The 26,529-nt window shown below is 42.0% G+C and carries 25 protein-coding genes; 7 read left to right on the top strand and 18 right to left on the bottom strand.

The genetic code is table 11. The features are described from left to right. Positions 1–72: 72 nt before the first annotated feature. From BCU68_RS02685 to crp, 6 genes are all read left to right on the top strand, one after another. A complete protein-coding gene (locus tag BCU68_RS02685; protein WP_102563265.1) occupies positions 73–1,992 on the top strand; it encodes an ABC transporter ATP-binding protein in 1,920 nt (639 codons plus the stop codon). Next, entirely contained in the window at positions 1,992–2,480 is a 489-nt protein-coding gene (locus BCU68_RS02680) for a TIGR02444 family protein (RefSeq protein WP_102563264.1), read from the top strand. Before BCU68_RS02685 ends, BCU68_RS02680 begins: the two co-directional genes overlap by 1 nt. A 35-nt stretch (positions 2,481–2,515) precedes the next feature. After that, positions 2,516–3,493: a hydrolase gene (locus BCU68_RS02675; protein ID WP_102563263.1), complete on the top strand. Its 978-nt coding sequence runs from the start codon at positions 2,516–2,518 to the stop codon at positions 3,491–3,493. A gap of 45 nt (positions 3,494–3,538) precedes the next feature. Further along, complete coding sequence (locus BCU68_RS02670; RefSeq protein WP_102563262.1) at positions 3,539–3,751, top strand: YheU family protein; 213 nt, start codon at positions 3,539–3,541, stop codon at positions 3,749–3,751. A gap of 90 nt (positions 3,752–3,841) precedes the next feature. Next, positions 3,842–4,711: a phosphoribulokinase gene (locus tag BCU68_RS02665; RefSeq protein WP_102563261.1), complete on the top strand. Its 870-nt coding sequence runs from the start codon at positions 3,842–3,844 to the stop codon at positions 4,709–4,711. Positions 4,712–4,952: 241 nt separating this feature from the next. Further along, entirely contained in the window at positions 4,953–5,585 is a 633-nt protein-coding gene (crp, locus tag BCU68_RS02660) for a cAMP-activated global transcriptional regulator CRP (protein WP_017036097.1), read from the top strand. A 76-nt stretch (positions 5,586–5,661) separates the two neighbouring features. Here the strand turns inward: crp and BCU68_RS02655 are convergent, their stop codons facing one another. The 17 genes from BCU68_RS02655 to pilM form a co-directional block, all read right to left on the bottom strand. Then, positions 5,662–6,459 (bottom strand): DUF1338 domain-containing protein, encoded by a 798-nt coding sequence (locus BCU68_RS02655; protein WP_102563260.1) that lies wholly within the window; start codon positions 6,457–6,459, stop codon positions 5,662–5,664. Positions 6,460–6,495: 36 nt separating this feature from the next. After that, the gene (gene astD / locus BCU68_RS02650) at positions 6,496–7,953 is read right to left on the bottom strand and encodes a succinylglutamate-semialdehyde dehydrogenase (protein WP_102563259.1); all 1,458 of its coding nucleotides are present in this window, start codon (positions 7,951–7,953) and stop codon (positions 6,496–6,498) included. Positions 7,954–7,984: 31 nt separating this feature from the next. After that, the gene (gene astA / locus BCU68_RS02645) at positions 7,985–9,004 is read right to left on the bottom strand and encodes an arginine N-succinyltransferase (protein ID WP_102563258.1); all 1,020 of its coding nucleotides are present in this window, start codon (positions 9,002–9,004) and stop codon (positions 7,985–7,987) included. Positions 9,005–9,092: 88 nt separating this feature from the next. Next, positions 9,093–10,304 (bottom strand): aspartate aminotransferase family protein, encoded by a 1,212-nt coding sequence (locus tag BCU68_RS02640; protein ID WP_102563257.1) that lies wholly within the window; start codon positions 10,302–10,304, stop codon positions 9,093–9,095. A gap of 410 nt (positions 10,305–10,714) precedes the next feature. Beyond that, positions 10,715–11,293 carry an aminodeoxychorismate/anthranilate synthase component II gene (locus BCU68_RS02635; RefSeq protein WP_102563256.1) on the bottom strand — a complete coding sequence of 193 codons (579 nt, stop codon included), beginning with the start codon at positions 11,291–11,293 and terminating at the stop codon, positions 10,715–10,717. Between the two features lie 235 nt (positions 11,294–11,528). After that, a complete protein-coding gene (gene trpS / locus BCU68_RS02630) occupies positions 11,529–12,548 on the bottom strand; it encodes a tryptophan--tRNA ligase (protein WP_102563255.1) in 1,020 nt (339 codons plus the stop codon). 140 nt (positions 12,549–12,688) lie between these two features. Continuing rightward, positions 12,689–13,369: a phosphoglycolate phosphatase gene (locus BCU68_RS02625; RefSeq protein ID WP_102563254.1), complete on the bottom strand. Its 681-nt coding sequence runs from the start codon at positions 13,367–13,369 to the stop codon at positions 12,689–12,691. Positions 13,370–13,457: 88 nt separating this feature from the next. Beyond that, complete coding sequence (gene rpe / locus BCU68_RS02620; RefSeq protein ID WP_102563253.1) at positions 13,458–14,129, bottom strand: ribulose-phosphate 3-epimerase; 672 nt, start codon at positions 14,127–14,129, stop codon at positions 13,458–13,460. A gap of 192 nt (positions 14,130–14,321) precedes the next feature. Next, positions 14,322–15,158, bottom strand: coding sequence for a Dam family site-specific DNA-(adenine-N6)-methyltransferase (locus BCU68_RS02615; RefSeq protein WP_102563252.1), 837 nt, complete (start codon positions 15,156–15,158; stop codon positions 14,322–14,324). Positions 15,159–15,227: 69 nt separating this feature from the next. Next, the gene (locus BCU68_RS02610) at positions 15,228–16,802 is read right to left on the bottom strand and encodes an AAA family ATPase (RefSeq protein WP_102563251.1); all 1,575 of its coding nucleotides are present in this window, start codon (positions 16,800–16,802) and stop codon (positions 15,228–15,230) included. Between the two features lie 33 nt (positions 16,803–16,835). After that, positions 16,836–17,921 carry a 3-dehydroquinate synthase gene (aroB, locus tag BCU68_RS02605; protein WP_102563250.1) on the bottom strand — a complete coding sequence of 362 codons (1,086 nt, stop codon included), beginning with the start codon at positions 17,919–17,921 and terminating at the stop codon, positions 16,836–16,838. Between the two features lie 24 nt (positions 17,922–17,945). Then, positions 17,946–18,464: a shikimate kinase AroK gene (gene aroK, locus BCU68_RS02600; RefSeq protein ID WP_102563249.1), complete on the bottom strand. Its 519-nt coding sequence runs from the start codon at positions 18,462–18,464 to the stop codon at positions 17,946–17,948. Positions 18,465–18,653: 189 nt separating this feature from the next. Further along, on the bottom strand, positions 18,654–20,009 hold the full coding sequence (gene pilQ, locus BCU68_RS02595; RefSeq protein WP_102563248.1) for a type IV pilus secretin PilQ: 1,356 nt from the start codon (positions 20,007–20,009) through the stop codon (positions 18,654–18,656). A gap of 31 nt (positions 20,010–20,040) precedes the next feature. Then, complete coding sequence (locus BCU68_RS02590) at positions 20,041–20,547, bottom strand: pilus assembly protein PilP (RefSeq protein WP_102563247.1); 507 nt, start codon at positions 20,545–20,547, stop codon at positions 20,041–20,043. Then, the gene (gene pilO / locus BCU68_RS02585) at positions 20,540–21,127 is read right to left on the bottom strand and encodes a type 4a pilus biogenesis protein PilO (RefSeq protein ID WP_102563246.1); all 588 of its coding nucleotides are present in this window, start codon (positions 21,125–21,127) and stop codon (positions 20,540–20,542) included. Before pilO ends, BCU68_RS02590 begins: the two co-directional genes overlap by 8 nt. Then, on the bottom strand, positions 21,120–21,782 hold the full coding sequence (locus BCU68_RS02580) for a PilN domain-containing protein (RefSeq protein WP_102563245.1): 663 nt from the start codon (positions 21,780–21,782) through the stop codon (positions 21,120–21,122). Before BCU68_RS02580 ends, pilO begins: the two co-directional genes overlap by 8 nt. After that, entirely contained in the window at positions 21,775–22,743 is a 969-nt protein-coding gene (gene pilM, locus BCU68_RS02575) for a type IV pilus assembly protein PilM (RefSeq protein ID WP_102563244.1), read from the bottom strand. Before pilM ends, BCU68_RS02580 begins: the two co-directional genes overlap by 8 nt. A 139-nt stretch (positions 22,744–22,882) precedes the next feature. Here pilM and BCU68_RS02570 point away from each other — a divergent pair, with 139 nt between their 5' ends. After that, positions 22,883–25,408, top strand: coding sequence for a PBP1A family penicillin-binding protein (locus BCU68_RS02570; protein WP_102563243.1), 2,526 nt, complete (start codon positions 22,883–22,885; stop codon positions 25,406–25,408). A gap of 143 nt (positions 25,409–25,551) precedes the next feature. Here BCU68_RS02570 and oxyR read toward each other — a convergent pair whose 3' ends face one another. Next, positions 25,552–26,436 (bottom strand): DNA-binding transcriptional regulator OxyR, encoded by an 885-nt coding sequence (gene oxyR, locus BCU68_RS02565; protein WP_102563242.1) that lies wholly within the window; start codon positions 26,434–26,436, stop codon positions 25,552–25,554. Between the last annotated feature and the right edge of the window lie 93 nt (positions 26,437–26,529).

The raw sequence follows: 26,529 nt of genomic DNA, 5'->3' as shown, positions 1-26,529 counted from the left end.
ATGATCGACTTTTATCTAGTTTCCGCCTACTATGCCCAGAGTTTAATCACCTCTAATTTCAATGCGATTCCTATGATTACTTTTTCCGACATTCAACTTCTTCGCGGTGGCAAACCTCTTCTAGAGCAAGCTTCTGCTACTATCCACCCCGGTGACAAGGTTGGCCTTGTTGGTAAAAATGGTTGTGGTAAATCAACATTATTTGCCTTACTAAAAAGTGAGCTGTCTATTGATGGCGGTAACTTCAGCCAACCATCACATTGGGAACTGGCTTGGGTTGCCCAAGAAACGCCTGCTCTAGAGCGCAGTGCTATCGAATATGTTATTGATGGTGACCGTGAATTTCGTGGTCTAGAAGCCGACTTAGCTCAAGCGGAGTTAGACGACAATGGTATTTTGGTTGCTGATATTCATGGCAAGATAGAAACTATTGGCGGCTATACCATTAATGCTCGCGCAGCAGAACTTCTTGATGGTTTAGGTTTTAGCCAAGAGCAAATGAGCTGGAACTTAACTCAGTTTTCTGGTGGTTGGCGCATGCGCTTGAACTTAGCTCAAGCTCTACTGTGTCGTTCTGATCTGTTATTACTGGATGAACCAACCAACCACTTAGATTTAGATGCTGTAATGTGGCTTGAACGCTGGCTACAAACCTACCCTGGCACTTTAATTCTTATCTCCCACGATAGAGACTTTTTAGATCCTATCGTCGGGCGTATTGTGCATGTTGAAAATCAGCAATTAAACGAATACACCGGTAACTACTCTTCTTTTGAAACCCAGCGTGCGCAGAAACTGGTTTTACAACAAGCGATGTACCAGAAGCAACAAAAGCAGATGTCTCACATGCAAAGCTATATTGATCGCTTCCGTTATAAAGCATCAAAAGCACGCCAAGCGCAGAGTCGAATCAAAGCACTAGAGCGTATGGAGCAAGTGTTACCAGCACAATTTGATAACCCATTTAGCTTTGAGTTTAGAGAGCCTGCAGCACTGCCAAACCCTATAATGATGATGGATGAGGTTTCTGCTGGTTATGACAACAATCTTATTTTAGAAAAGATTCGCCTCAATCTCGTGCCTGGTAGCCGTATTGGTTTACTCGGTCGTAATGGCGCTGGTAAGTCAACGTTAATAAAACTGCTATCAGGTGAGTTAAATCCACAAGGTGGTGAGTTAACCTACTCTCAGGGCGTCAAAATTGGTTACTTTGCCCAGCATCAACTTGAAACTTTGCATCCAGAAGAAACGCCTTTACAGCACATGATGCAAATCGCGCCAAATCATACCGAGCAACAGTTACGAGATTATCTAGGCAGCTTCGGGTTTATTGGCGATAAAGCGCTCGATAAAGTCGCTCCGTTTTCTGGTGGCGAAAAAGCGCGTCTTGTTTTAGCTCTGCTCGTTTGGCAAAAACCGAATCTATTATTACTCGATGAACCAACCAACCACCTTGATTTGGATATGCGCCAAGCGTTAACAATGGCACTACAAACATTTGAAGGGGCTATGGTTATCGTCAGTCACGATCGCTACTTACTGCGTGCGACTACCGATGATCTGTATCTTGTTCACGATCGTCAAGTCGCCCCCTTTGATGGCGACCTTACTGATTACTACAAATGGCTCACCGAGCAACAAAAGATAGAACGCAAAGAAGCACAAGCACTTGCGCCAGTAAAAGAAACGACCAACAGTGCTACTGCGAAAAAAGAGCAGAAGCGTAAAGAAGCCGAATTTAGAAAATTAACGGCACCAATTCGCAAGAAATTGACACAGCTTGAAAAGAAAATGGATAAATTAACTGAGTCTCTCAGTGTTGCAGAGCAGCAATTATCCGATACCTCACTGTACGAAGCTGAAAATAAAGCTAAACTAACAGAAGTACTTGCTCTACAAGCCAGCAGTAAATCAGCACTTGAAGATATAGAAATGGAATGGATGTCTGAGCAAGAAAATTTAGAATTGATGGAACAGGAACTCGATATTTAATGACGAATAAGCATGTGGAAAGCACTCTAACAACCGGTGAGTTATGGCAATTTAGTTTGCAGTACTACAACGTGAGCGAAGTGAAAGAAGCATGCCTAACTCTGCAAAATCACTATCGCGGAAATGTTAATCTACTGCTGCTTTTAAAATGGCTTGATGAGCAGCAGCTATCGTTTGGTGATGATGCTTGGGCACACTTGCACACCAGCTTACAACGTTCTGATGCGCTCTTGCATGACTATCGCTACTTGCGCCGTCAAATGAAGCATCATGTGATAAATTGCTTATATCGTGATGCCCTGCAATTTGAGTTAACCTTAGAAAAGCAGCAACAAGCCGATTTAGTGGCTGCACTACTACAAACCCCCTTACAGCGTACTGATCAATCGGCACTGGTTTATAACTATTGCCAGCGTCTCAGCTGCCCCAACCTGTATCGTATATTCTCCCAACCCTGCCACCGAGCGATCAAACAAAGTGAAGCGTAAATTCACATAGTATTTATCAATAACATGAGTTTTTTATGACTAAATTTATCGCAGCAAAGGGGCTCGCAAACCCTCATATTCAGACTTTGATTCCTCGCATTATACGTAAGAAACCATTATTTACGCCCACATGGCAGACCCTTGAAACGCCAGATGATGACTTTGTGGATCTTGCTTGGAGTGAAGACCCTGATACCGAATTAGCGAGAGATAAACCTATCTTTGTTTTATTTCACGGGCTTGAAGGAAGCTTTAACAGTCCATACGCGAATGGTTTAATGGCTGCTTTTGCTAAACACGGTTGGTTATCGGTCATGATGCATTTTCGCGGTTGCAGCGGTAAGCCAAATCGCCAGGCACGGGCTTACCACTCTGGTGAAATTGAAGATGCTCGCTTTTTTTTACAGCATATCCATCAACGATTCCCTAGCCAAACTAAAGTTGCGGTCGGTATTTCATTAGGCGGTAATATGCTGGCGAATTACCTTAGCCACTATAATAAAGATCCCTTACTTGATGCCGCCACGATCGTTTCTGCTCCTTTTGATCTTGCAGCCTGTTCACAAAGAATAGAACAAGGATTTTCTCGAGTCTATCGTAAGCATTTACTGACCTCATTGAAAACGAATGCCATTCAAAAACAAGCGTTAATGTCTCAAAAAATTAATATCAATGGCGTTAATATCAGTGCGATTAAAAAGCTAAGTGAGTTTGATGACTTAATCACTGCTCCACTGCATGGCTATCAAGATGCACAGGATTACTACCATCAGTGCTCTGGTCTACAACGCTTAAAAAGCATTACCTTACCCACTCAGATCATTCATGCTAAAGACGATCCCTTTATGACTGAAGATGTGATTCCGAAGTTTATTTTGCCAGATAACATCGACTATCGACTGTTTGCCCAAGGTGGTCATGTGGGGTTTGTCGGCGGCAGTATAATGAAACCGACCTTCTGGCTAGAAGAAGCTTTACCGGCTTACTATGAAAGTTTAAAAAAATCGGCATAATACCTCTTCATTTAAAGCTGCATCATAAAATGTTTAGAGGTATTTATGATTATTCCATGGCAAGACATTGATCCTGAAACCCTACAGAACTTAATCAAAGAGTTTGTATTGCGTGAAGGGACGGATTACGGTGATATCGATATAACCTTACAAGATAAGATCGACCAAGTTCTTTTTCAATTAAAAGCCAATGATGCCGTTATTGTTTTCTCAGAATTACACGAAACAGTCGATATTCAACTACATAAACACATTTAACAACATTCATATTCATGACATCCATAATTTACGTGTTATAGTAATCGGCGATAGCTAACAAGAAGTTACTAAAACAAGACAGGGTTTGTCATGTCCGCAAAGCATCCAATAATCTCAGTAACCGGATCATCCGGTGCCGGCACCACCACCACCTCTGAAGCTTTTCGCAAAATGTTCAATATGATGAATATAAAAGCAGCTTGGGTTGAAGGTGATAGTTTTCATCGCTTTACTCGTCCAGAAATGGATATTGAAATCCGTAAAGCGAGAGAGCAAGGCAAGCATATAAGTTATTTTGGCCCGCAGGCTAATGACTTTCCTGCTTTAGCTGAGTTTTTTCAAAAATATGGTCATGAAGGCACAGGGAAAGTTCGCCGTTACTTACACACTTTTGATGAAGCTGTACCTTATAATCAAATGCCAGGTACATTTACACCTTGGCAGGAGATCACTGCGGATTCTGACGTTCTATTTTATGAAGGGTTACATGGTGGTGTCATGGATGGTGATGTGAATGTAGCACAACACGTCGACCTCCTTATTGGCATGGTTCCTATTGTAAATTTAGAATGGATTCAAAAGTTTGTTCGTGACACTCGTGATAGAGGGCACTCCAGAGAGGCTGTAATGGATTCGATTGTCCGCTCCATGGATGATTACTTAAATTATATTACGCCACAATTCTCACGAACCCATATCAACTTTCAACGAGTTCCGACCGTCGATACATCAAATCCACTCAATGCAAAGGGAATACCTAGCCTTGATGAAAGTTTTGTTGTTATTCGTTTGCGTGGGATAAAAAATGTCGACTTCCCTTACCTATTAGCCATGATCGATGGCTCCTTTATGTCTCGTCATAATACCCTTGTTGTTCCCGGTGGAAAAATGAGTTTCGCCATGGAATTGATTGTTAGACCTATCTTACAACAATTGATCGAAACCGGAAAAATAGGCTAATTTTCACACAGTGAACTCGGTTACTTTTCATACCGTGATCATGTGCACATTTTTGCTTACGGAATCGTATCAATGACACGATTAAAATCAAGAAATGGATTAGGAAAACAGTTACTATTCCTAACCGAAACACTAGTTGGCTTGTAGTATTTATTAACGACTCTTACGGTTAAGATCTTTAGTGAAACAAGGCTTAATATAATAAAGCAACAAGCGTACTCTGCAGAGGAAGTGATATATTATGGTTCTAGGTAAACCTCAAACCGATCCAACATTAGAATGGTTTCTTTCACACTGTCACATTCATAAGTACCCATCAAAAAGCACGCTAATTCACGCTGGTGAAAAAGCGGAGACTTTGTACTACATCGTGAAAGGATCTGTTGCCGTACTGATTAAAGATGAAGAAGGTAAGGAGATGATTCTATCTTACCTTAACCAAGGTGATTTCATCGGTGAGTTAGGCTTATTTGAAGAAGATCAAGAGCGTACCGCATGGGTTCGCGCTAAATCTCCTTGTGAAGTTGCTGAGATTTCATTTAAGAAATTCCGTCAACTTATTCAAGTAAATCCAGACATCTTGATGCGTCTATCTTCACAGATGGCCAATCGTCTACAAGTTACAAGCCAAAAAGTGGGCGACTTAGCCTTCCTTGATGTAACTGGTCGTATTGCCCAAACGCTACTAAACCTAGCGAAACAACCTGATGCAATGACTCACCCAGACGGCATGCAAATTAAGATCACTCGTCAAGAGATTGGTCAAATTGTAGGTTGTTCGCGTGAGACTGTTGGCCGTATTTTAAAAATGTTAGAAGAACAAAATCTGATTTCGGCACACGGTAAAACAATCGTTGTTTACGGTACTCGCTAATAATTATTTAGCCTGAAGCGTTAATAACAGTTACATAAAACCACTCATATATTGTCTAAATAATGAGTGGTTTTTTTTATTTTGTTAAATGAGTACTTTCAAATATTTTATCTGCAGAAGCTGCGACAAAACCCTGATAGAGTTCACCATCATGATCAGGATAGCGCTTCGCAAACTCATAAAAACCACCGGGAATCATTGCCTCCCGATCGACAAACTTAACCTCAACACTATCTGCCATTGTCGATGATTGCTCAAGTAGCACTAGAGGCGATCCCTTTACCTCTCCACCCGATTCATTAATCGTAAACCCAACCTGCCGTAGATAATCATTCACCTCTTTAACTTGTTCAAAACTCATCAACTGATTAACATCAACAGTAAAATGGTTAGCCCCAAAGCCATGAGCGGCAAACCAAGCAGCGTACTCACTCTCTTTAGCCAATACTTGATACTGCTCAAACGATAAATCCCAATGGCGACCACTAAATAAAAATGACGTGCTGTTAAAGTGATCTCGCTGTACTTGCTGTACCAATTGCAAAGCAAGGCGCTGTAAATCTATCGAACATTTATCAACTTCTAGCTCACTAATAAAAACTTTGGGGAGCGTCGGATCGGGGTGCTGATAGTGCTTAGCGAGCAAATGCTTATTTTCAAAAACATAATCACCACAAGCTTGATAACCTAAAGCTAAAAAAGGCTGAGCCATCACTGATAAACCTATCGGTGGCAAATTAAAAGTTCGCAAAGCGATATGGTCATTTATCAATGGCCCTTTCGCTTTTAAAAGTTGATGTATACGCTGTGCTGATGGACATAAACGTAAAGTGTAATCTTGCCATAGGGATAGAAATAAATGTTCTAATGTCATATTACCTCCACTTAGAAATCCCTTTATATGAGTTCATTAAAAGGTAATTCCAGGGCTTAATGTACCTGGCAGTAAGGGGGACTCCCCTTCCATGGATGCCATCGGATAAGCACAATAATCGGCAGCATAAAATGCACTAGGGCGTAAATTTCCAGAAGCCCCTGGTCCACCAAACGGAGCATCGCCACTGGCCCCAGTTAAAGGTCGGTTACGATTTACAATACCCGCTCGAATATGCTCAATAAAGTAGTCCCACTCATGATCTTTAGTTGAAATAAGCCCAGCAGATAAACCAAAGCGAGTGTCATTGGATAGCCTTACCGCTTGGGATAGATCTTGATAACGCACGACTTGTAATAACGGTCCAAAGTATTCTTGATCGGGAAGATCTTTAATTACTGAAACATCAATAATACCGGGAGAAACAAACGCAACTTTAGGTATAGTCGCAGCAATAAGGCTACGTCCCCCTAATGCTTGAAGATGACTTTGTGCTTTAAGAATACGCTCTGCCGCGAGTTGAGATATTTGCGATCCCATAAAAGGTTCTGGATCAGCAAAAGGCTGATCAATGCGAAGCTTTTTTGTTACTTCTAGCAACTGAGTTAATAGCGCATCGCCTTGCTTGCCAACAGGGAGGTAAAGACGACGAGCACAAGTACAACGCTGTCCTGCGCTAAGAAAAGCCGATTGAATAATGGTATAAACCGCACTATTCAGATCACCATAGTGCTTAGAAACTACTAAAGGATTATTTCCTCCCATCTCCAATGCGAGCATTTTATTTGGCTGCCCAGCAAACTGGCGATGAAGAAGGTGTCCCGTATCGGCGCTTCCAGTAAATAAAAGACCATCAATAAACTTAGCTTGGGCTAGAGCGATACCAGTATCTTTCCCACCTTGGACTAAGTTAATGACGCCTGTAGGTAAACCCGCTTTCTGCCATAACTTCATCACAAACTCACCAGTCCATGGCGTTTGCTCTGATGGTTTAAACACGACCGTATTTCCTGCCAGTAGAGCCGGTACAATATGACCATTGGGTAAGTGACCAGGAAAGTTGTAAGGTCCAAAAACCGCCATAACACCTAATGGACGGTGACGTAGGGTAACAAGATTTCCATTCACTTCTCGCGCTGTTTCACCGGTTCTTTGCTGATAAGCACGGATAGAAATCGCAATCTTTCCTGCCATTGCTCCCGCTTCAGTGCGAGACTCCCAGAGTGGTTTACCCGTTTCCTTAGCGATAATGCGAGCAATCTCTTCACTATGCTCTCGAACTTGTTCAGCAAAAGCAGTGACCACCGCTTCACGCTGTGAAAAAGCGCACTTCTTCCAACTAAGAAAAGCATCTCGAGCAGATTCAACGGCAAGATCAACCTGACTTGCCGTGGCACTACTGCCCTGCCAAGCGACCTGATTATCATAGGGAGAGATTGAAACCATCGCTTCCCCATCCCCCGCTATCCACTCTCCATTGATCCACTGTGTCATTGTCTTCCCCTTAAGTGATCATCCTAACCCTTTACTGCGCCAACAAACGCACCATATCACCCTCATTCACGACCAAAGCTTCCGCTACCTTAGGGCAAAGCACCACATGTTGACTGACAGGATCATAGGCTGCTTGTCCAACGGTCGCTCTAAAATTCTCAAAGGAACTATTCGCGATAAGAAATTGCTGCATGCTGGCATGCTCACCAATCTGAACTTTGGCTTTGAAAGAGTGCTGAACTGATGTGATATTGCGTAAATCGCACTCAACTGTTGGTCCGCCATCAAAAATATCGACATAACCACGATTACAAAAGCCCTCTTGCTCCAAAAGCTTTAATGCTGGACGAGTATCGTCATGAACTTCGCCTATTACGGCTTGAGCTTCCTTACTTAACAAATTGATATAGATAGGAAGCTTTGGCATTAAGTCGGCGATGAATCCTTTTTTTCCTATTCCAGTCAAATAATCTGCAAGCTTAAAATCAATAGAGAAGAAATGTTCTTGTAACCACTGCCAAAAAGGAGAGTTACCATGCTGATCGGACACCCCTCTCATTTCAGCAAAAATGGTTTCAGAAAAACGTTCAGGGTACTCTGCCATTAATAAAAATCGGCATTTAGACATTAAGCGACCATTTAATCCACTACGATGATCGGGATGAAGAAAAAGAGTACAGATCTCAGTGCATCCTGTGTAGTTATTGCCAAAGGTAAGCAACTTAACCACGTTATTGACTTGCAGCTTATGTGAAGAGTGAACGACTTTCGAAATGTGATACGAGTAAAACGGCACATCCCAACCAATCGAGGCTTCTATTCCTGTTGTCCCGACCACTTGCCCTGTTTCACTTTCTACACCAACCATTAAATAGCCTTCATCCGTTGGGGTTGAGACATTGGTTTTAGTAAAACTGTATTCCGAGTGAGTAATTCGGTTAATGAGTAGTTCTTCATTGACAGGTAGTGAGGTAAAGCCATGACCAGACTCCACAGCACAGGCGTGTAAAGCATCATAATCTGAGCGTTTTATCGGACGAATAACCAGCATAAAATCCCCTTTTAAACAGTGACCAATGGCTATTACCTACTAGCAAGGTAGAAGCCCAAACAGATATTTGGGCCTTGAGCTATTTTAGCTAAACGAGGGAAGCGATAGCCTTATCTAATTTAAGCAGACCTTGCTCGATTTCTTGTGGTGAGATAACCAATGATGGCGTGAAACGTACAACATCCATACCAGCAATCAGGACAAACAACCCCTCTTGACCTGCGGCAACTAAAATATCACGCGCACGCCCTTTCCAATCTTCATTAAGCACAGCGCCTAAAAGTAGACCTTTACCACGAACTTCACTAAAGACATGGTACTTATCATTAATCGCTTCTAAGCCCGTACGAAATAATGCTTCCCTTTCCTTAACACCTGAAAGGATCTCTGGTTGGCTAACGAAATTCACAACCGCTTCTGCTACAGCACACGCGAGAGGGTTTCCGCCATAAGTTGAACCGTGCGTACCCACTTTCATATATTGAGCTAAAGCTGTTGTGGTTAGCATGGCACCAATTGGAAAACCACCACCCAGAGACTTCGCTGTACTTAATATATCAGGCGTAATGCCCAATCCTTGATAAGCGTAAAAGTCACCAGTACGACCATTACCCGTTTGAACTTCATCAAAAATGAGTAGCGCATTATGTTTATCACACAAATCACGCACTGCTTTTACGAAATCATCGCTTGGTAAAATAATTCCACCCTCACCTTGCAATGGCTCCATCATGATTGCGCATGTGTTATCGGATATATGCGCCTTTAATGCTTCAATATCATTATAAGCAAGATGAGTAATACCGCCGGGTTTAGGACCAAAGCCATCAGAATAAGCCTCTTGACCACCGACGGTTACGGTAAAGAAAGTACGCCCATGGAAGCCTTGTTTAAAAGCAATGATCTCTGACTTAGCACTGCCATGAACTTCAACAGCCCAACGACGCGCTAATTTGAGTGCCGCCTCATTAGCCTCTGCTCCTGAATTGGCAAAGAAAACTTTATCGGCAAAACTTAACTCGATCAGCTTTTGCGCTAAACGTAATGCTGGCTCATTGGTCATGACGTTACTAAGATGCCATAACTTATTGGCTTGTTCAGTAATCGCATCAACCATAATAGGGTGACAATGACCTAAACAACTCACCGCAATCCCACCAGCAAAATCGATATATTCATTCCCTTCCTGATCCCACACTAAGGCTCCTTCGCCTTTAACAGGGATCATTTCCATCGGGCTATAACAAGGAACCATCACTTCATCAAAAACATGACGCTCAATATTACTTTCCACTGTCATCACAAACTCCTTCTTTATCCCATGCCTAGCAGAACAATTGATAGCAAGTTAATGTCCAACAAATATATTATTTGGCATAAACAGCTTCTAGGCAATTTTATTTACATTTAATTAACCAATTCAATAGGGGTTTATACTTTATCGCTTAATTAAAAAGGTACTAACAGACACAACAATAACTACTTATGCACCAAAATAGAATAAAAATGTTCAATTGATTTGTTTTAGCTCATTTACCTTGCGATTAAAGCTTCTTTTACAAGGTGATAAAGAGATAGGCATAAAATGTTGCGCATAAGTTTGCAAATAACATTATCAGCAAACTTGAAGAGAATAATATCAAGAAAAGAGATCATAATCGGCTGACATCAGTAAGGGGTTGTATCCGCTCGTTTATGAATTAGGATGAGCTACCTAGCCAAAAAGTTAGCCAGTAGTTGATGCCCTTGTTCTGTTTTAATCGATTCAGGGTGAAATTGAACCGCATCAATAGCCAGTTCTTTGTGCTGATAACCCATGATTTCATCGATACTACCATCAGGCAGCTCTGTCCATGCAGTAAGTTCAAAGCACTCTGGAAACGTCTCTTTTTTTACAACGAGAGAATGGTAGCGCGTTACCGTTAGAGGATTATTCAGATCTTTAAAAACACTACGACCAGTGTGGCGTATTGGTGTGGTTTTACCATGCATCACCTGCCTAGCTCGAATAACATCACCACCAAAAGCTTGAGCAATCGCTTGATGCCCTAAACAGACGCCCATCAAAGGCAGTTTTCCCGCAAAGTGCTGAATAGCTTGCAAAGAGATGCCAGCTTCATTTGGCGTACAGGGACCGGGAGAGATGACGAGATGAGTAGGATTAAGCGCCTCTATACCGGCAATATCGATTTCATCATTACGGATAACGTTAACTTCAGCTCCTAACTCACAAAAATATTGGTATAAGTTGTAAGTAAACGAATCATAATTATCAATAATCAATAACATAGCGGAAGTAGTTAGCTCATCAGGTTAATAGTAAAAAGTGTCGAATTCATTTTTAAATCTAATCATCAATCGTAATAATTGGACAAAATAACGATAGATATAATGATAAACGATTAAAAAACTGAAACATAGCGATAATTTGGCACAAAAAAAGGTCAGTGAAAATACTGACCTTATTTATGCTATTCGTTATGTGAGTAAAATGAATGGTTAGCCTTCACTTTCTCTATCGGCATTACTGGCGAGAAACAAAACCAACCGCTTCATATGCACGCTTTAAAGTCACAGCAGCGCGCTCTGATGCTTTCTCTGCGCCCGCTTTCATTACTGAATCCATGTAAGCACGATCTTCACGAATACGTTTGTACTCAGATTGGATTGGCTCCAGCATAGTAACAATCGCTTCGCCCACGTCTTTCTTAAATGGACCATACATTTCAACGCCTTGGTATTGCGCTTCAATTTCTTCAAACGTTTTGCCCGTTGCCGCAGAGTACAGACCCATTAAGTTTGAAATGCCCGCTTTATTATCCCAATCATGAGCAATACGAGGTGGCATTTCAGCATCCGTTTGCGCCTTGTTTATCTTCTTCAAAATAGACTTTGGCTCTTCAAGCAAGGTAATTACGTTTTTACGGTTATCATCTGACTTAGACATTTTCTTCGTTGCGTCTTGCAGGCTCATTACACGTGCATTCACCGTTGGAATATACGGTTCTGGAACTTGGAAAATCGGTGCATCATCAGAGCTATAACGATTATTAAAGCGGTTCGCGATATCACGAGCTAATTCTAAGTGCTGCTTTTGGTCACTACCTACTGGTACTTGATGCGCTCCATATAAAAGAATATCTGCAGCCATCAATACTGGGTAGCCATAAAGACCAACGTTAACATCATTTGAGTGACGCGCTGACTTATCTTTAAACTGAGTCATGCGGTTCAGCTCACCCATCTGAGTGTAACAATTAAGAAGCCAACCAAGCTGAGCGTGCTCTGGTACGTGAGACTGAACAAATAGCGTGCTCTTCTTTGGATCAACACCGACAGCAAGACAAATAGCAAGTGCATCTAGTGTTGCTTCATGCAGGGCTTTTGGCTCTTGGCGTACAGTGATGGCATGCAAATCTACGACACAATATTGGCAGTCATAGTCATCTTGCATCTGTTGCCATTGACGTAGAGCACCTAAGTAGTTACCAATACTCAGTTCACCTGATGGTTGAACACCACTCAATACGATAGGCTTGCTCATGATTATGATTCCTTTGGCTTCTTAAATTTAATTTATAACAACGAAAATAAAAAAACCGCGCAGCCTAATAGCGACGCGGTTTATCCAGTGTACTCATTGGCAAGTATTTTACTAGTCACTTTTCATAACTTTTCGAGCCTTTACGCAGGAATAGTAATAACTTCAAGCAATTGAGCGATATCATCAGCGACATAATCAGGCTCTGACAGGGCAATAGGTTCACCGTGGTTGTAACCATACGTTAAACCAAAAGAGGCACAACCTGCATTTTTTGCCGCTAAAATATCATTTTTAGAATCACCCACCATGAGCATTTCACTGGCATGACATTGGTGTTTTTCCAGCAGCCAATTCAAAGCAATCGGATCGGGCTTGCGTACTGGGAAGGTATCGCCACCAATCACATCACTGAAGAAGGCGGTAATATCATGCTGAGCTAAAACATCAGGGACAAATTTAGACGGTTTATTGGTCACTAAAGCGAGAATATAACCTGCTTGATGTAAACGCGATAAGGTCTCTTTTACATGCGGATAAAGATGACTACTTTGGTGACCACTTTGCGCATAAAAATCATCAAAACGAATTCGCGCTTCTCTGCAAACTTCAGAGCTAAGTTCAGGGTTGATCGTAATATCGCGACTTAAAGCACGGGCAATTAAAATATCCGCACCATTGCCCACATAATCACGGACTTGCAACTCTGACACACTTGGGTAGCCTAGCGACTGGCAAGCTTGATCGGCGGCAATCGCTAGATCAGGCACACTATCAAGTAAGGTTCCATCAAGATCAAAAGCTATAATTTTTATTTGATGCACTGTCTAAATCCCTATATTTACAACGCCCTTAAACTCAGAGTGTAGCTCAATGCCACTCTCCTACTTTTAAGGGCGAACTCAATGCGTACTATTTTGCTTTTGCTAGCTCAGCACGCATCTCATCGATCACTTGTTGGTAATTCGGTTGGCTGAAGATAGCAGAACCAGCCACAAACATATCCGCGCCTGCTTCTGCAATTTCACGAATGTTATCAACCTTAACACCACCATCAATCTCAAGTCGAATGTCACGACCAGATTCATCGATCATTTTACGAACCGCTCGTAATTTATCTAGGGTATTAGGAATGAATGACTGACCACCAAAACCAGGGTTTACCGACATCAGTAAGATAAGATCAACTTTATCCATAATGTAATCTAGGCAAGAGAGTGGTGTCGCAGGGTTAAGTACCACACCCGCTTGGCAGCCATGTTCTTTGATAAGTTGTAGAGTGCGGTCAACATGCTCTGAAGCTTCAACGTGGAAGGTAATCATCGTTGCGCCCGCTTTAGCAAAATCAGGAATAATGCGATCAACAGGCTTAACCATTAGGTGGACATCAATAGGTGCAGTAATACCGTAATCACGTAATGCTTTACAGATTGGCGCACCAAAAGTTAAGTTCGGTACGTAATGATTATCCATAACATCAAAGTGAACGACATCAGCACCATCAGCGAGCACTTTCGCTACGTCTTCACCTAGGCGAGCAAAATCTGCAGAGAGAATAGATGGAGCAATGAGAAAATCTTTCATACCGGACCTCTTAGGGCAATTAAAGTAGACTCACTCTTAAGCACGAATAAAAGATTCATGCTTAAAAATGGGGATTGTGACCAATTTCGGGCGCAATTCTACCTAAGCAATCGTTTAGATCCTAGTCCTGAACAGTAATTGTTGAAAGATTGTTAGTTAAAGCGGTTTTGCTCGACTTAATACAAAGGCGAATTAAGCATGTGTTTTATCTTTATCGGCACGAAATAGCGCTAAAAGTTCATCGACTTTATTACGCCCGGCACCATTACGACTAATCGTACGCCTAACCTTAATCGCACTTAAATCAGCACCATGATAAAGACGACGCGTTAATGTCGTATCATGATTAGAAATAAGAACTGAAATACCCCGTTTGTTCGCGGCATTTTCGGCAATATCAGCCAGTGCAGCTTGGTCATCTAAAGAGAAACCATTACCGGCATACGACGTGAAATTTGCCGTCGTAGATAATGGCGCATAAGGTGGATCACAATAAACAACACACCCTTTGCGCGCACGACTGAAGGTTTCCGGATAACCTTCACAGACAAATGTCGCTTTCTTCGCTTTTTCAGCAAAAAAGATTAATTCAGCTTCTGGGAAATAAGGCTTTTTATAAGAACCAAAAGGAACGTTAAAGCCCCCCTTTTTGTTATAACGGCATAAACCATTAAACCCAAATCGATTCATGTATAAGAAAGCTAAAGAACGATAAAAAATATCATCGGTTTGATTAAACTGAGCTCGAATATCTAAGAAGACTTCTTTACGATTATTCTCAGCACAGAACCAACGCTTTGCTTCAACGATGTAAGTTTCTGGATCGGTTTTGAGCAAATTATAGAGATTAATCAAATCAGGATTGATATCAGCTAATAAATAGTCGTCATAATCCGTATTTAAAAATACAGAGCCGGCACCAACAAAAGGTTCGACTAATTTACGAGCAGGTGGCAGGTGACGCTGGATCTCTTCAACAAGACCATATTTACCACCAGCCCATTTAAGAAAGGCGCGCTGCTTTTTCATTTACTGCTCTATCTATCAACAAAAAAAATAGGGGGCGAAATGTAACACATTTTCAGCCTAAGCTCACCGCTAATTCGCATCTTCTATCTCTCGGTGAACCTGATTTATCGATTTAGCCCAAGGTCCTAGAGATTGAAGCCCCTCAGGTAGACGACTAATCTCATCTCTAGCCTGTTGAATACTACTAAAGTCCTGCAACGTGACGATAAACCACTCGCGACTATTGCGCAGGGTTCGATAAGTACGAGCTTGTGATTGCAGGGAGTATTTTTCTATAAAGCTTTCAACATCTGACATCGAGGTCAAAGCGGCAATTTGTAGTGTATAACGATTCGTATCCACAGCGAGCAAAGCTTCATGAGCGAGTTTGGGCTTGATTGATACTGCTTCACCACTTTGTACGACTTCATCTGCAGGCATGGATTCAACAATAGGTACAGACTCATCCATTCGCTCAACCACGGTATCGTCTTGAACTGGAGTTAAGCTCTCTACTGCCTGCTCAACGTCAATACCAACATCTGCACCTGCACCTGCACCTGCACCTGCACCTGCATCGATAATAACTTGCTCAACGGGAGTTTCATCAGAAGGATTAATTAAAGGCTCGCCTAAAAGCGCATCAACTTGATCGGAACTAATCACAACTCTTTCTGTACTTTGCTGCACGCTCTCTTTCACCGTCACCGTATCGGAAACAACACTCGGTGGCAGTGCGCTGGAATCATCCACTAGCACAGATGGATCCGTTTCTTGCTCTTGTTTTTGATCGGGGATAGCTAACGTTGGGATCACGGTCTGCTCTTGAGGGGCAAGTGTGATCTCGTCATAGATCGGAACGGGTGACGTGCGGCTAAATAACCACCAGTAACCTAAACCGATAATCAATAAAAGTAACACAGCTGATACGCCAATTTTCGCTGGCGAGCCAACAAAAGAGCGAATAATGATCCTTTTTTCCATTTTTAGATCCACCAATTCCATAAGCCTACCAGGCAAAGGCGGAGTCGATAGTAATGCTCTGCGAGTTTGAGCATCCATCTCGTCACTAATGTGCCTTGCCACCAAAGTATCAAAAAAATGCATCACTTCTCGATCGGATAAAGGAGTGATATCAAGTTCTATCGGTTGAGCGTCCTGCCCATGACTCAATTGCTTTAAAATATTATGCTGGTGTTGCTTATCTGGGCTATCGGTTTGATCAAATAAAATGACATTGATCACCCAATGAGGCTGCTGTTGTGCTTCTAATATTAGCATCCAAAGTTCAGCAATGAGTGCATCGCTTAAACAATGTCCATCATCAATAACAATAGCGATATCACACTCCTCTCTATCTAAAAAATAGAGAAAGCTATCTACTAAAGCATCAAAGGCGTTGGAGTCAGGAGAAGAGAAGATTTGGCTTAATAATGTCGAGCGATGCTGCTCTTCATTTTGATTTGGATGGCATAACAGGAGAGCTTGGTTTTTATCTTCAACCCACACTTCTAAATAACGCTGTGCAAGCCAAGATTTTCCAGCCCCCTGCTGACCATGGATCGTGATAAAGTTTGAATTAAATTGAGTTAAAAGCTGTAACCGCTCAAGTAACTCATTTTGTGTCCCGAGTTCTAACTCTCTTGGTCCGTAATTCAAACTCATGCAACACCCCTAAAAGGTCATCACTATTGCTAGTTAACGTCGACAAAAATCAATGGCTTGCTTAATGATAGCCTGCGGGACGTCCGCGACAACATCGGCACAACCAATATCCGTTGGTAACACTAACCTTAATTGCCCTGATAGTACTTTTTTATCACGCATCATATGGCGCATAAAATCATCAAAAGACATACTTTCAGGGGTATGTATTGGTAATTTTGCTTGCGTTAAAATTGCGATAATACGATCAAGTTGTTGCTGGGTAATTAACCCTTGTAGCTGCGCAGTTTTCGCTGCCATCACCGTTCCCGATGATACGGCTTCACCATGCAACCAGTTACCATACCCAAGCTCAGCTTCAATAGCGTGCCCATAGGTATGACCAAGGTTTAACCATGCTCTAATACCAGACTCTTTTTCATCTTGAGCAACAACTTCTGCCTTTATTTGGCAGCAGCGGGCAATTGCGTAGATTAAAGCGTCTTCATCTAAAGCATAAAGTTTATCGAGGTTTTCTTCTAGCCAAGCGAAAAAGTCTGCATCATAAATAATGCCGTACTTAATCACTTCCGCCATCCCAGCTGCAAATTCACGCTCAGGTAGCGTACGTAAACAGTTGATATCAATAATTACGGATTGTGGCTGATAAAATGCCCCAATCATATTTTTACCTAAAGGATGGTTTACTGCTGTTTTGCCACCGACTGAAGAATCGACTTGAGATAACAAAGTGGTTGGGATTTGAATAAAATCTACACCACGTTGATAGCAAGAAGCGGAAAAGCCGACCAAATCACCGATCACACCACCACCTAAAGCAATAATCACCACATCGCGGCTAAAATTGCCTTCAAGTAAATAGCTCATGACCGTTTCAAAGGTAGCTAAACTTTTATATTGCTCACCGTCAGGTAACTCTAAGACAGAGACCTGACAGTTTACTTGCTCAAGCATCGATACAATTTTATCGGCATAAAGCGGGGCGATCGTAGTATTACTGATCACAACAACTTTTTGCTTTGCTGATAAAAAAGAAAGGTACGCTGGGTCGTCAAATAACCCAGCACCGATAGAGATCGGGTAGCTACGCTCAGCTAGATTGACCGTAATCCGTTCCATGGTTTGCTCTCCAAAAAATTGAACTTAACGTTCTTCTAGCATTTTTACGATCTGATTGGCTACCACTTTTGCACTTTGATCATCAGTGCGAATAGTGTAATCCGCAACCTCAGCATAAAGTTTGTTACGCTCCACTGCGAGTTCTTCTAGAACATCACGTGGGTTGTCGGTTTGAAGTAAAGGGCGCTTCTTGTCGCGGTTTGTGCGAGCAAGTTGCTTTTCAATCGTTGTTTCTAAATAAACAACGATGCCACGTGCAGATAGACGATTGCGGTTTTCTTTGCTCAGCACTGAACCACCACCTGTCGCCAGAACAATACCTTGCTCTTCGGTCAGATCGTTGATCACAGTTTCTTCGCGCTTACGGAAACCATCCTCACCTTCAACATCAAATACCCAAGCGATATCAGCGCCAGTGCGCTCTTCGATTACGGTATCAGAGTCCAAAAACTCCATATGCAGTTGTTGAGCAAGGTGTCTACCTATTGTACTTTTGCCGGCGCCCATTGGGCCGACAAGAAAAATATTGCGTTTCTCAGCCATGTTTAGCAGTAACTTTACGACGTTAATTCAATGACATCGCCACAAGATAGGTCAGTATAAATACTGAAATAATTCACTCTGTGGCACCAATTCCTCACAGATATTTCGTGATAAGACCCGAAATTATCAAGGTATGGTGCCACTAATGCAAATTATATTTTCGATATGAGCAATTAATTACCTTTTTTCTTACATTATGACCTTCGGAGTCACAAATATTAGCAGTTCACTTTTGCCCATATTTTCATAATTTCGCCGAAAAAGTCCGCCGACAAATGGCAAATCGCTTAGCACAGGGACTTTATCAACACTCTTTATAATGCTGTGCTGGTAAATTCCGCCTAATACGATCGTTTCACCATCATCCACTAATACCTGAGTCCCGATCCTCTGCGTATCAATAGCCACCGCCTCACCCGTTCCTGTTTTCACTACAGTTCCTGGGCGATCCTGCGTTACATATAAATCCAGAACTAAGCGATTATCTGGCGTGATTTGTGGAGTGACCTCTAAGCTCAATACCGCTTTTTTAAAAGCAACCGATGTAGCACCACTGGAGGCTGATTCAACATAAGGGATTTCCGTTCCCTGCTCGATATAAGCGGGGTGTTTGTTGGTCGTAATTAAACGTGGGTTAGAGATAATTTCGGCTTTGGACTCTTGCTGTAATGCCGATAGCTCTAAATCTAACAAGGTTTCAGAGCCTAATTTCGCCACTTGAAATGCAATACTTGTCGCATTCGCCGAAGTGACGCCTAAATTCACATTAAGAAAGTCATCGATATTATGCTCACCGCCATTCACTGCTGCTAAGTTGCCCTCAAGCGAAGCGCCGACGGTCATATTCTTTTGCGTAGAGAGTAATCCCCAGCGAACGCCTAGCTCCTCTAAATTACCTTGATTCATGATGACAATACGCGCTTCTATTTCCACTTGCTTAACGGGAATATCTAACTGCTTAACGATCGCTTTTATCTTCGTTATATTTTCATCAACATCTCGAACTAACATCGCATTTGTTCGTTCATCTACGCTCATCGAGCCAAGCGGAGACAGCATACCAACGGAACTGCCACCATGAATAATGGCGGCGATATCACTGGCTTTAGCAAAATGGACACGAATCAGTTCTGATTGCAAAGCAGCGGGCTGTGTAATGGTCAATACTGGCGTTTCAGGGCGTGGTTTAATTTTGACTGACTGGGCAGCAGGAGCAATAAACATCACATTACCCTCGATACGCTTTTCTAATCGCTTAATTTTTAAGATGGTTTCTAAAGCCTGCTGCCATGACACATCCTTTAGCCTAACCGATACTTCCCCAACAACAGAGTCGGCAATAATTAAATTAAAATCGCTATATTCTGCGACTAACTGCAGCACTCGCCGTACCGCTATATTTTGAAAGTTCAATGTAATAAGTTGATCTACCTGCTCTCGACTTTCTGCCTCTGATAGCAAGTGAGTCGCTGAGTTCTCTTTTGCATTGATGGCGGCACTGAAAAAGATCATCAATACCAACAACAGGATCGTTTGCTTAATCATCTATATCCCTCCTTTATTCTCTTTGTGATCTTCAGCTCGATAAATGCAGCGTAGTACGCTGAGGTTGCTTGCAGCCATAAGCATCTAAAATCCACTCTTCTATCACTAAATAACTCGCGCTAACTTCAACCACGATGCCCTGATTATTTCCGACACTTTGCCCAGACTGCAAACGTATAAGTTCATTCTCAGGGGTGGTGATAATAGCGGTTACGACTGATTGACTGCCGATAACGCCTTTAAGTTGTAATTGATCGAGCTCGTAACCGCTTAACACAGCCTTCTCATCATGAGAGTACGTCTTTGACGGTGATGGACACTGCACAGAGGTAGTCGTCGACTTGGTGAGTACTTGAAATGGATCGCGCTGAAGCGATTGGCGATAATCAACCACTTCCCTTTGTGGCAGATACAAACTAGCTGCCGCTTCCTCCCCTATTTGCTTAACCATTAAATTTGATGAACTATTTGCCCAACCGCTTCGAGCACAGAGCAAGGTGTAAAAAGCAATGAGATATACCGCCTTATTTTTACTCATCACTACTCTCCACTTTTAATTGGTAAGTATTCGCTTGTATTTTCACGACTAAACGTGAGGAGTCGCTACTCATACGCTGCCAAGTCACACGGTCAAAACTAACAATTCTGGGTAACCGAGCTATCGCTGAAAAAAAGCTCCCAATATCATGAAAGTGCCCCTCTAATTCAATATTTAAAGGCAGAAGATAAAAGTGATGAGAAGAAGAGCGCTCCCCCCAATCCATACGGGAAAAGATTAATTGATTGGCTTGTCCTAATTCATTAATAGAAGACAACAGATCGGATAACTCTTGCTCAATGGGCAATGCTTTAAGTTGCTGCTGGTAGAAGTCGCTTAATATAGGAAAGGCGGTTAGCGATGACTGGAGATCCGTGTTCTTTTTAGACCATGCACTAATACTAACGGCAAGTTGCTGATCTTTCTTTTGTTGATCTTGCAGCTGTTCATACTTAGGCAATAGATAAAACCAAACACCAAGCAGTTGCAAGGCAGCACTTAATACCAAGATAAGCCCCCACTTACGATGCGGCGACCACTGGATTAGCTCATCAAGTTCAAACATATCTTGGCTAATCATCTGCCATCACCTCCTTTCGCTTATTGACTGGGTGATGCGCTGTGTTGATATCAAAAGCAATGCTAAATGTTTGATGAGAAGAACGAGAACGAGCATTACCATGGACCACCGAATAAAGATCTACATTATAAAAAAGGGGTGAGTTTTCAAGGTTATCAAGCAGTTGAACAATCGCCTGAGTATTTGCGCTTATACCTGACATATTGATCCTACCGAGTACCATCTTGATCTTACTAAGAGAAACAAGCGCAGGTATGACTTGAGGAAGTTGGTTCATGATATGAGTTGCTTGGTTACTATCATTTTGCAGTTGAGCAATAAGCGCTATCTGCTTTTCTAACTTATTATATTGTTGCTCTCGTACTTGTAAGTCGTGGTAATCATTTTCAAGCTTCTGAATATGCTTCTCTTTTTTAACTATCATTTTTTGTTGATTAGCAAACTCCAAAGAGAGAAACCAACCCGCACAGTATTGGCAAACCATGACCACTAAACCTGCAACCAACAAACGCGCTAATAGTTGATGACGTAACTGCTCTCTTTGCACCTCCCTCCAAGGTAGCAAGTTAACTTGAGAAGCAGTCATACTTTGTGCGCTAGGGTTAGGCGTATCGCTGATGGCGTTAGTGATGATATGCGTTATAGCATTAGTCATGATGATCACTCCCCAACCATTGCAAACCACTCATTGCTAACCCTGCAGCTAATGAAAAAGAAGGCGGAAGCAGGCTTAACTCGCTTTTATTCGCCAATCTGAAAAACGGCGACATATCGACAACATCACAGGCTAGTTTCAATGTTGAGCGAAAGGACGTAGCAAGATCTGCACTCGCCCCTTCACCCGATAACCAAATTCCGCTAACTTCACTTCCCGTAAGCCTTTGCATCATCTGTAACTGACTACTCACTCCTCCAATCAGTTGTTCAATGGCGGTTTGTCTATCCTGCGATGACGCTTTATTTAACCCGTAAGGAATCGATTTATAGAAAGGACTTAGATCTGAGTTTTGCGCACATAACGTGCTGTGCGTCACATCTATATCAACTAATAGCCAAGTCTCTGTACTTTTTTTGCTCAAGGTCGCTAAATACCAAATATGAAACAAGCTATGAGATTGAATATTAAGAATTATCGGTTTAAAACCAGCACCTTCAAACACATGCATGCGGTTGTGTATAATTTCTTTACGCGTAGCAAAGACTTGATAGTCAGTCATGCCGCTGAGTGATAATTCCTCCGCTTGGTTAAGCTGAGTAAAATCAAAACTTAGCTCTTCTATCGGTAGCGGAGTGAAGGTCGCAAAAGCATGATGGATAGCACACTCCCTCTCTTGCCCAGTAAGGCTTGACTCAATTTGTACTCTTTTACTGATTACCGCATTATCAGGAATAGAGATCGCGACTTGATTTTGTCGCCATGGTAATGTTTTTTTAAGATCTTGGAGTTTATTTACAATTTTCTGATACTCCACGGTATGATTATCAGAGAGAATATTGCCACTAATAGGCAGTGCTTTATAATTAATGAGTACATAACGCTCATCAACAAGTTTGAGAACAACGGCTTTGATACTGTGGTAGCCAATGTCGATGCCTGTAACCAATAATTTATTCATAAAGTTAAGCTTCCATGATGTAGGTTGTCTTGCATCTGTATTAAGTAACAAAACTCAAAATCAACAATTTCGTAACAAGGTGCTTACCTTAAATACAGACTTTGTTGTTTATTCGCCTTAAACAATCAGGAATTTTCTAGTGAAGTTCATAAAACGACTACTCATGTTGGCATTGATTTGCATAATAATGGGAGCTGGCACCATTTTTGGCTTCTACAAGTATGTTGAGTCAGAGCTACCCGACGTCGCAACATTGCGAGATGTTGAGTTACAAACGCCAATGCAGATCTATAGCCGCGATGGGAAACTCATTTCTCAGTTTGGTGAAAAAAAGCGTATACCGGTAAAACTAGAGGATATGCCGCAAGATCTACTTAATGCGATCATCGCGACCGAAGACAGCCGCTATTACCAACATTTTGGCTTTGATCCTATCGGCATTGCACGAGCAGCCGTTACTGTCGTAGCATCTGGAAGTGCTAAACAAGGCGCAAGTACCATTACTCAACAGCTAGCGCGTAATTTCTTTTTAACTAATGAAAAGAAAATCATGCGTAAGGTAAAAGAGATCTTTATTGCTGTTCATATCGAGAACTTGCTGACGAAAGATGAGATCCTTGAGCTGTATTTAAACAAAATCTACTTAGGTCATCGCTCATACGGTGTTGGTGCTGCTGCTCAAACCTATTTTGGTAAAGATTTAGCAGAGTTAGATCTTAGTGAACTTGCTCTTATTGCCGGCTTACCAAAAGCACCGTCAACCGTGAATCCAATTTACTCATTGCCACGAGCAACTCATCGCCGCAATGTGGTACTGATTCGTATGCTGGATGAAAACTACATCACTCAGCAGCAATATGACGAAGCTCGCGCACAGACACTTATTTCAAATTATCATGGGGCTGAAATTGAGTTAAGTGCACCTTATGTCGCTGAAGTGGCAAGAGCTTGGATGGTTGAGCGTTACGGTGATGATGCCTATACCTCAGGTATGAAGGTTTACACTAGTATTGATTCTCGCCTACAAAATGCCGCTAATGATGCCGCAATTAATAACTTACTCGCTTACGATGAACGTCATGGCTATCGCGGTGCTGAGAAAGTCGTATGGCAAGAGAATGCTCAACCTTTATCACAAGATGCAATGGTTCAGCACCTGAGAAGAGAGCCAATTTACGGCAAACTAAGCCCTGCGATTGTCACCAATGTTGACTCAACAAGTGCAACGGTATGGATTAAAAACCAAGGTGAGCATACGATTAACTGGGATGGCATTCGTTGGGCTCGCGAGTACCGTACTGATAAACGCCAAGGGTCAGTGCCAAAAGCGGCAACAGACGTACTTACTGCTGGTGAGCAAGTTTGGGTGAGACGTCAGGAGTCAACCACTGAACAAGAAGCAACATCAGACGAAGCGGAACACATTGCAACATGGCAACTTAGCCAAGTCCCTGCAGCTAATACGGCTTTTGTTGCCATGAATCCAGATGATGGTGCCGTTGTTTCTATGGTTGGTGGCTTTAACTTTGTACATAATAAGTTTAACCGAGCGACACAATCAGTTCGCCAGGTTGGCTCAAGTATTAAGCCATTTATTTACTCCGCTGCGATTGATAAAGGGTTAACCTTAGCCTCTTTAATCAATGACGCCCCAATCAACCAATGGGATAAAAGCCAAGGAACTGCGTGGAGACCAAAAAATTCACCACCAACATACACAGGTCCAACCCGCTTACGCATTGGTTTAGCTCAGTCAAAGAACGTTATGGCTGTTCGCGTATTACGCAGTGTCGGTTTAAATGATTCTCGTAACTTCTTAACACGTTTTGGCTTTGAAATTTCACAAGTACCACGCTCTGAAACCATTGCGCTTGGTGCTGGTAGCTTAACGCCAATCCAAATGGCACAAGGCTACTCGGTATTTGCTAATGGCGGCTATTTTGTCGAACCATACTTTATTGAGCACATCGAAACGCCATATGGTGAAATAGAATATCAAGCTCAACCAAGCTTAATCTGTAAAGGTGATTGTGAGCATGATGTGCTTGCCAATGAATTCCAAGAGCAAGATATCGGTGAAACGAGCCATCACTATGCACCACAAGTTATCTCTGCTGAAAATGCCTTCTTAGTACGTGAAATGATGTATAGCAACGTATGGGGCGGCGGTAACTGGGGTCAAGGTACAGGTTGGAACGGAACAGGTTGGCGAGCACAAAAACTCAATCGCCGTGATATTGGTGGAAAGACAGGAACAACCAATGACTCTAAAGATGCTTGGTATAATGGTTTTGCGCCTGGCTTAGTTGCCACATCATGGGTTGGTTTTGATAACCATAGTCGCACTCTAGGCTCAACGACAGCCAACAGTAACTTAGATAAAAACCCAATTACAGGTGGTGAATCCGGTGCTAAAACAGCATTACCTGCTTGGGTGAGTTTTATGGATGTCGCTTTGAATCAAACTCCTGCTCAAGCAAAGTCACTGCCAGAGAATATTGTCCGTGTGAGAATTGACCGTGAAACCGGGTTGCTCACCAACAAGTCAGATTCATCAACTATGTTTGAGTATTTTGAAAAAGGCACAGAGCCAACTCAATATCAGTCCGATGGATTAGGTGATAGTGTTTATTCATCATCAGACGATGGTGAAGAGCTGTTCTAATTCACTAAGTACTATGAACAATAACTAGCTGAAAAAATTAAGCCGATCTTTCTCTTATAGCATTTGAACTAAAAAGAGCAAGGTCGGCTTTTTTATAACTTTAATAACTCACACTTCTGCTTTATACCTCAGCCTTACTCCCCTTACTGAAGAATGGATGTGATGGCATCCGACAGTTGCTCGAAGCGTTTTTTCAACGGTGAGCCAGGTCGATAAGCTAATACTAACTTTCTCGATGGTGTTGGATTACGTGCTTGTAAATAACACACCCCATCCTTTTGTTTTTCTTGTGGTAAAGCCAATTGTGGTAATAACGTAATACCAGCACCTGCTGCGACCATATTCCTTAACGTCTCTAGGCTTGTTGCTTTAAAACGTTCATCATCTTTTGCTCCCGCGGCAAAACAAAAGCCGAGTGCATGATCGCGCAAACAGTGCCCATCACCTAGCGAGAGTACGGTCTTACCATTTAAGTCCAACATATCGACAGCTTCTAAGTTCGCCCACTCATGATCAAAGGGAACCGCAACACTCAAAGGTTCGTTATAAATTTCAATTTCTTTGAAGGGGCTCGTTTCCGGTACTGAAGCGAGCACTAAGCAATCTAACTTACCCTCTGCTAACTGCTTTACCAATTGATGGGTTTGAGCTTCATGTAAATACAACTCAAGATCAGGAAAGCGCTCTTTTAATTGGCGAATGATTTTAGGCAATAGGTACGGACCTACCGTTGGAATAAAACCAATGTTCATCGGACCCGACATTTCATCACCTTGACGAGAAGCTAACTCTTTAAAGGTCTTAACTTCTCTTAAAATCGTTTTTGCCTGTTCCACTAATTCAAAACCAGGTTCCGTGAACAAAACCTTCCTTGAGTTGCGCTCTATTAATTTAACTCCCACTTCTGATTCTAGTTTTTTTATTTGACCACTCAATGTTGGCTGGCTAACAAAACAAGACTCTGCAGCTTTACGAAAATGTTGGTGCTCAGCTAAAGCAACTAAATACTCAAAATCACGAATATTCATAAATAGATCCTAATAAAAACAATACCAATCAATAGGTGAAAACTATCGAAATGATAACACCAAACGATTATAACTATCGAAATAAATATTCAA

The sequence above is a fragment of the Vibrio sp. 10N.286.49.B3 genome, assembly GCF_002873395.1.
In the GTDB taxonomy this organism is placed as follows: domain Bacteria; phylum Pseudomonadota; class Gammaproteobacteria; order Enterobacterales; family Vibrionaceae; genus Vibrio.
This window is presented reverse-complemented; position numbering and strand designations above follow the sequence as displayed.

Excerpts from the sequence above, each read along its gene's own strand:
- BCU68_RS02685 (WP_102563265.1), top strand. The coding sequence starts at position 73 with ATGATTACTTTTTCCGACATTCAACTTCTTCGCGGTGGCAAACCTCTT.
- BCU68_RS02680 (WP_102563264.1), top strand. The coding sequence starts at position 1,992 with ATGACGAATAAGCATGTGGAAAGCACTCTAACAACCGGTGAGTTATGG.
- BCU68_RS02675 (WP_102563263.1), top strand. The coding sequence starts at position 2,516 with ATGACTAAATTTATCGCAGCAAAGGGGCTCGCAAACCCTCATATTCAG.
- BCU68_RS02670 (WP_102563262.1), top strand. The coding sequence starts at position 3,539 with ATGATTATTCCATGGCAAGACATTGATCCTGAAACCCTACAGAACTTA.
- BCU68_RS02665 (WP_102563261.1), top strand. The coding sequence starts at position 3,842 with ATGTCCGCAAAGCATCCAATAATCTCAGTAACCGGATCATCCGGTGCC.
- crp (WP_017036097.1), top strand. The coding sequence starts at position 4,953 with ATGGTTCTAGGTAAACCTCAAACCGATCCAACATTAGAATGGTTTCTT.
- BCU68_RS02655 (WP_102563260.1), bottom strand. The coding sequence starts at position 6,459 with ATGACATTAGAACATTTATTTCTATCCCTATGGCAAGATTACACTTTA.
- astD (WP_102563259.1), bottom strand. The coding sequence starts at position 7,953 with ATGACACAGTGGATCAATGGAGAGTGGATAGCGGGGGATGGGGAAGCG.
- astA (WP_102563258.1), bottom strand. The coding sequence starts at position 9,004 with ATGCTGGTTATTCGTCCGATAAAACGCTCAGATTATGATGCTTTACAC.
- BCU68_RS02640 (WP_102563257.1), bottom strand. The coding sequence starts at position 10,304 with ATGACAGTGGAAAGTAATATTGAGCGTCATGTTTTTGATGAAGTGATG.
- BCU68_RS02635 (WP_102563256.1), bottom strand. The coding sequence starts at position 11,293 with ATGTTATTGATTATTGATAATTATGATTCGTTTACTTACAACTTATAC.
- trpS (WP_102563255.1), bottom strand. The coding sequence starts at position 12,548 with ATGAGCAAGCCTATCGTATTGAGTGGTGTTCAACCATCAGGTGAACTG.
- rpe (WP_102563253.1), bottom strand. The coding sequence starts at position 14,129 with ATGAAAGATTTTCTCATTGCTCCATCTATTCTCTCTGCAGATTTTGCT.
- BCU68_RS02615 (WP_102563252.1), bottom strand. The coding sequence starts at position 15,158 with ATGAAAAAGCAGCGCGCCTTTCTTAAATGGGCTGGTGGTAAATATGGT.
- BCU68_RS02610 (WP_102563251.1), bottom strand. The coding sequence starts at position 16,802 with ATGAGTTTGAATTACGGACCAAGAGAGTTAGAACTCGGGACACAAAAT.
- aroB (WP_102563250.1), bottom strand. The coding sequence starts at position 17,921 with ATGGAACGGATTACGGTCAATCTAGCTGAGCGTAGCTACCCGATCTCT.
- aroK (WP_102563249.1), bottom strand. The coding sequence starts at position 18,464 with ATGGCTGAGAAACGCAATATTTTTCTTGTCGGCCCAATGGGCGCCGGC.
- pilQ (WP_102563248.1), bottom strand. The coding sequence starts at position 20,009 with ATGATTAAGCAAACGATCCTGTTGTTGGTATTGATGATCTTTTTCAGT.
- BCU68_RS02590 (WP_102563247.1), bottom strand. The coding sequence starts at position 20,547 with ATGAGTAAAAATAAGGCGGTATATCTCATTGCTTTTTACACCTTGCTC.
- pilO (WP_102563246.1), bottom strand. The coding sequence starts at position 21,127 with ATGATTAGCCAAGATATGTTTGAACTTGATGAGCTAATCCAGTGGTCG.
- BCU68_RS02580 (WP_102563245.1), bottom strand. The coding sequence starts at position 21,782 with ATGACTAATGCTATAACGCATATCATCACTAACGCCATCAGCGATACG.
- pilM (WP_102563244.1), bottom strand. The coding sequence starts at position 22,743 with ATGAATAAATTATTGGTTACAGGCATCGACATTGGCTACCACAGTATC.
- oxyR (WP_102563242.1), bottom strand. The coding sequence starts at position 26,436 with ATGAATATTCGTGATTTTGAGTATTTAGTTGCTTTAGCTGAGCACCAA.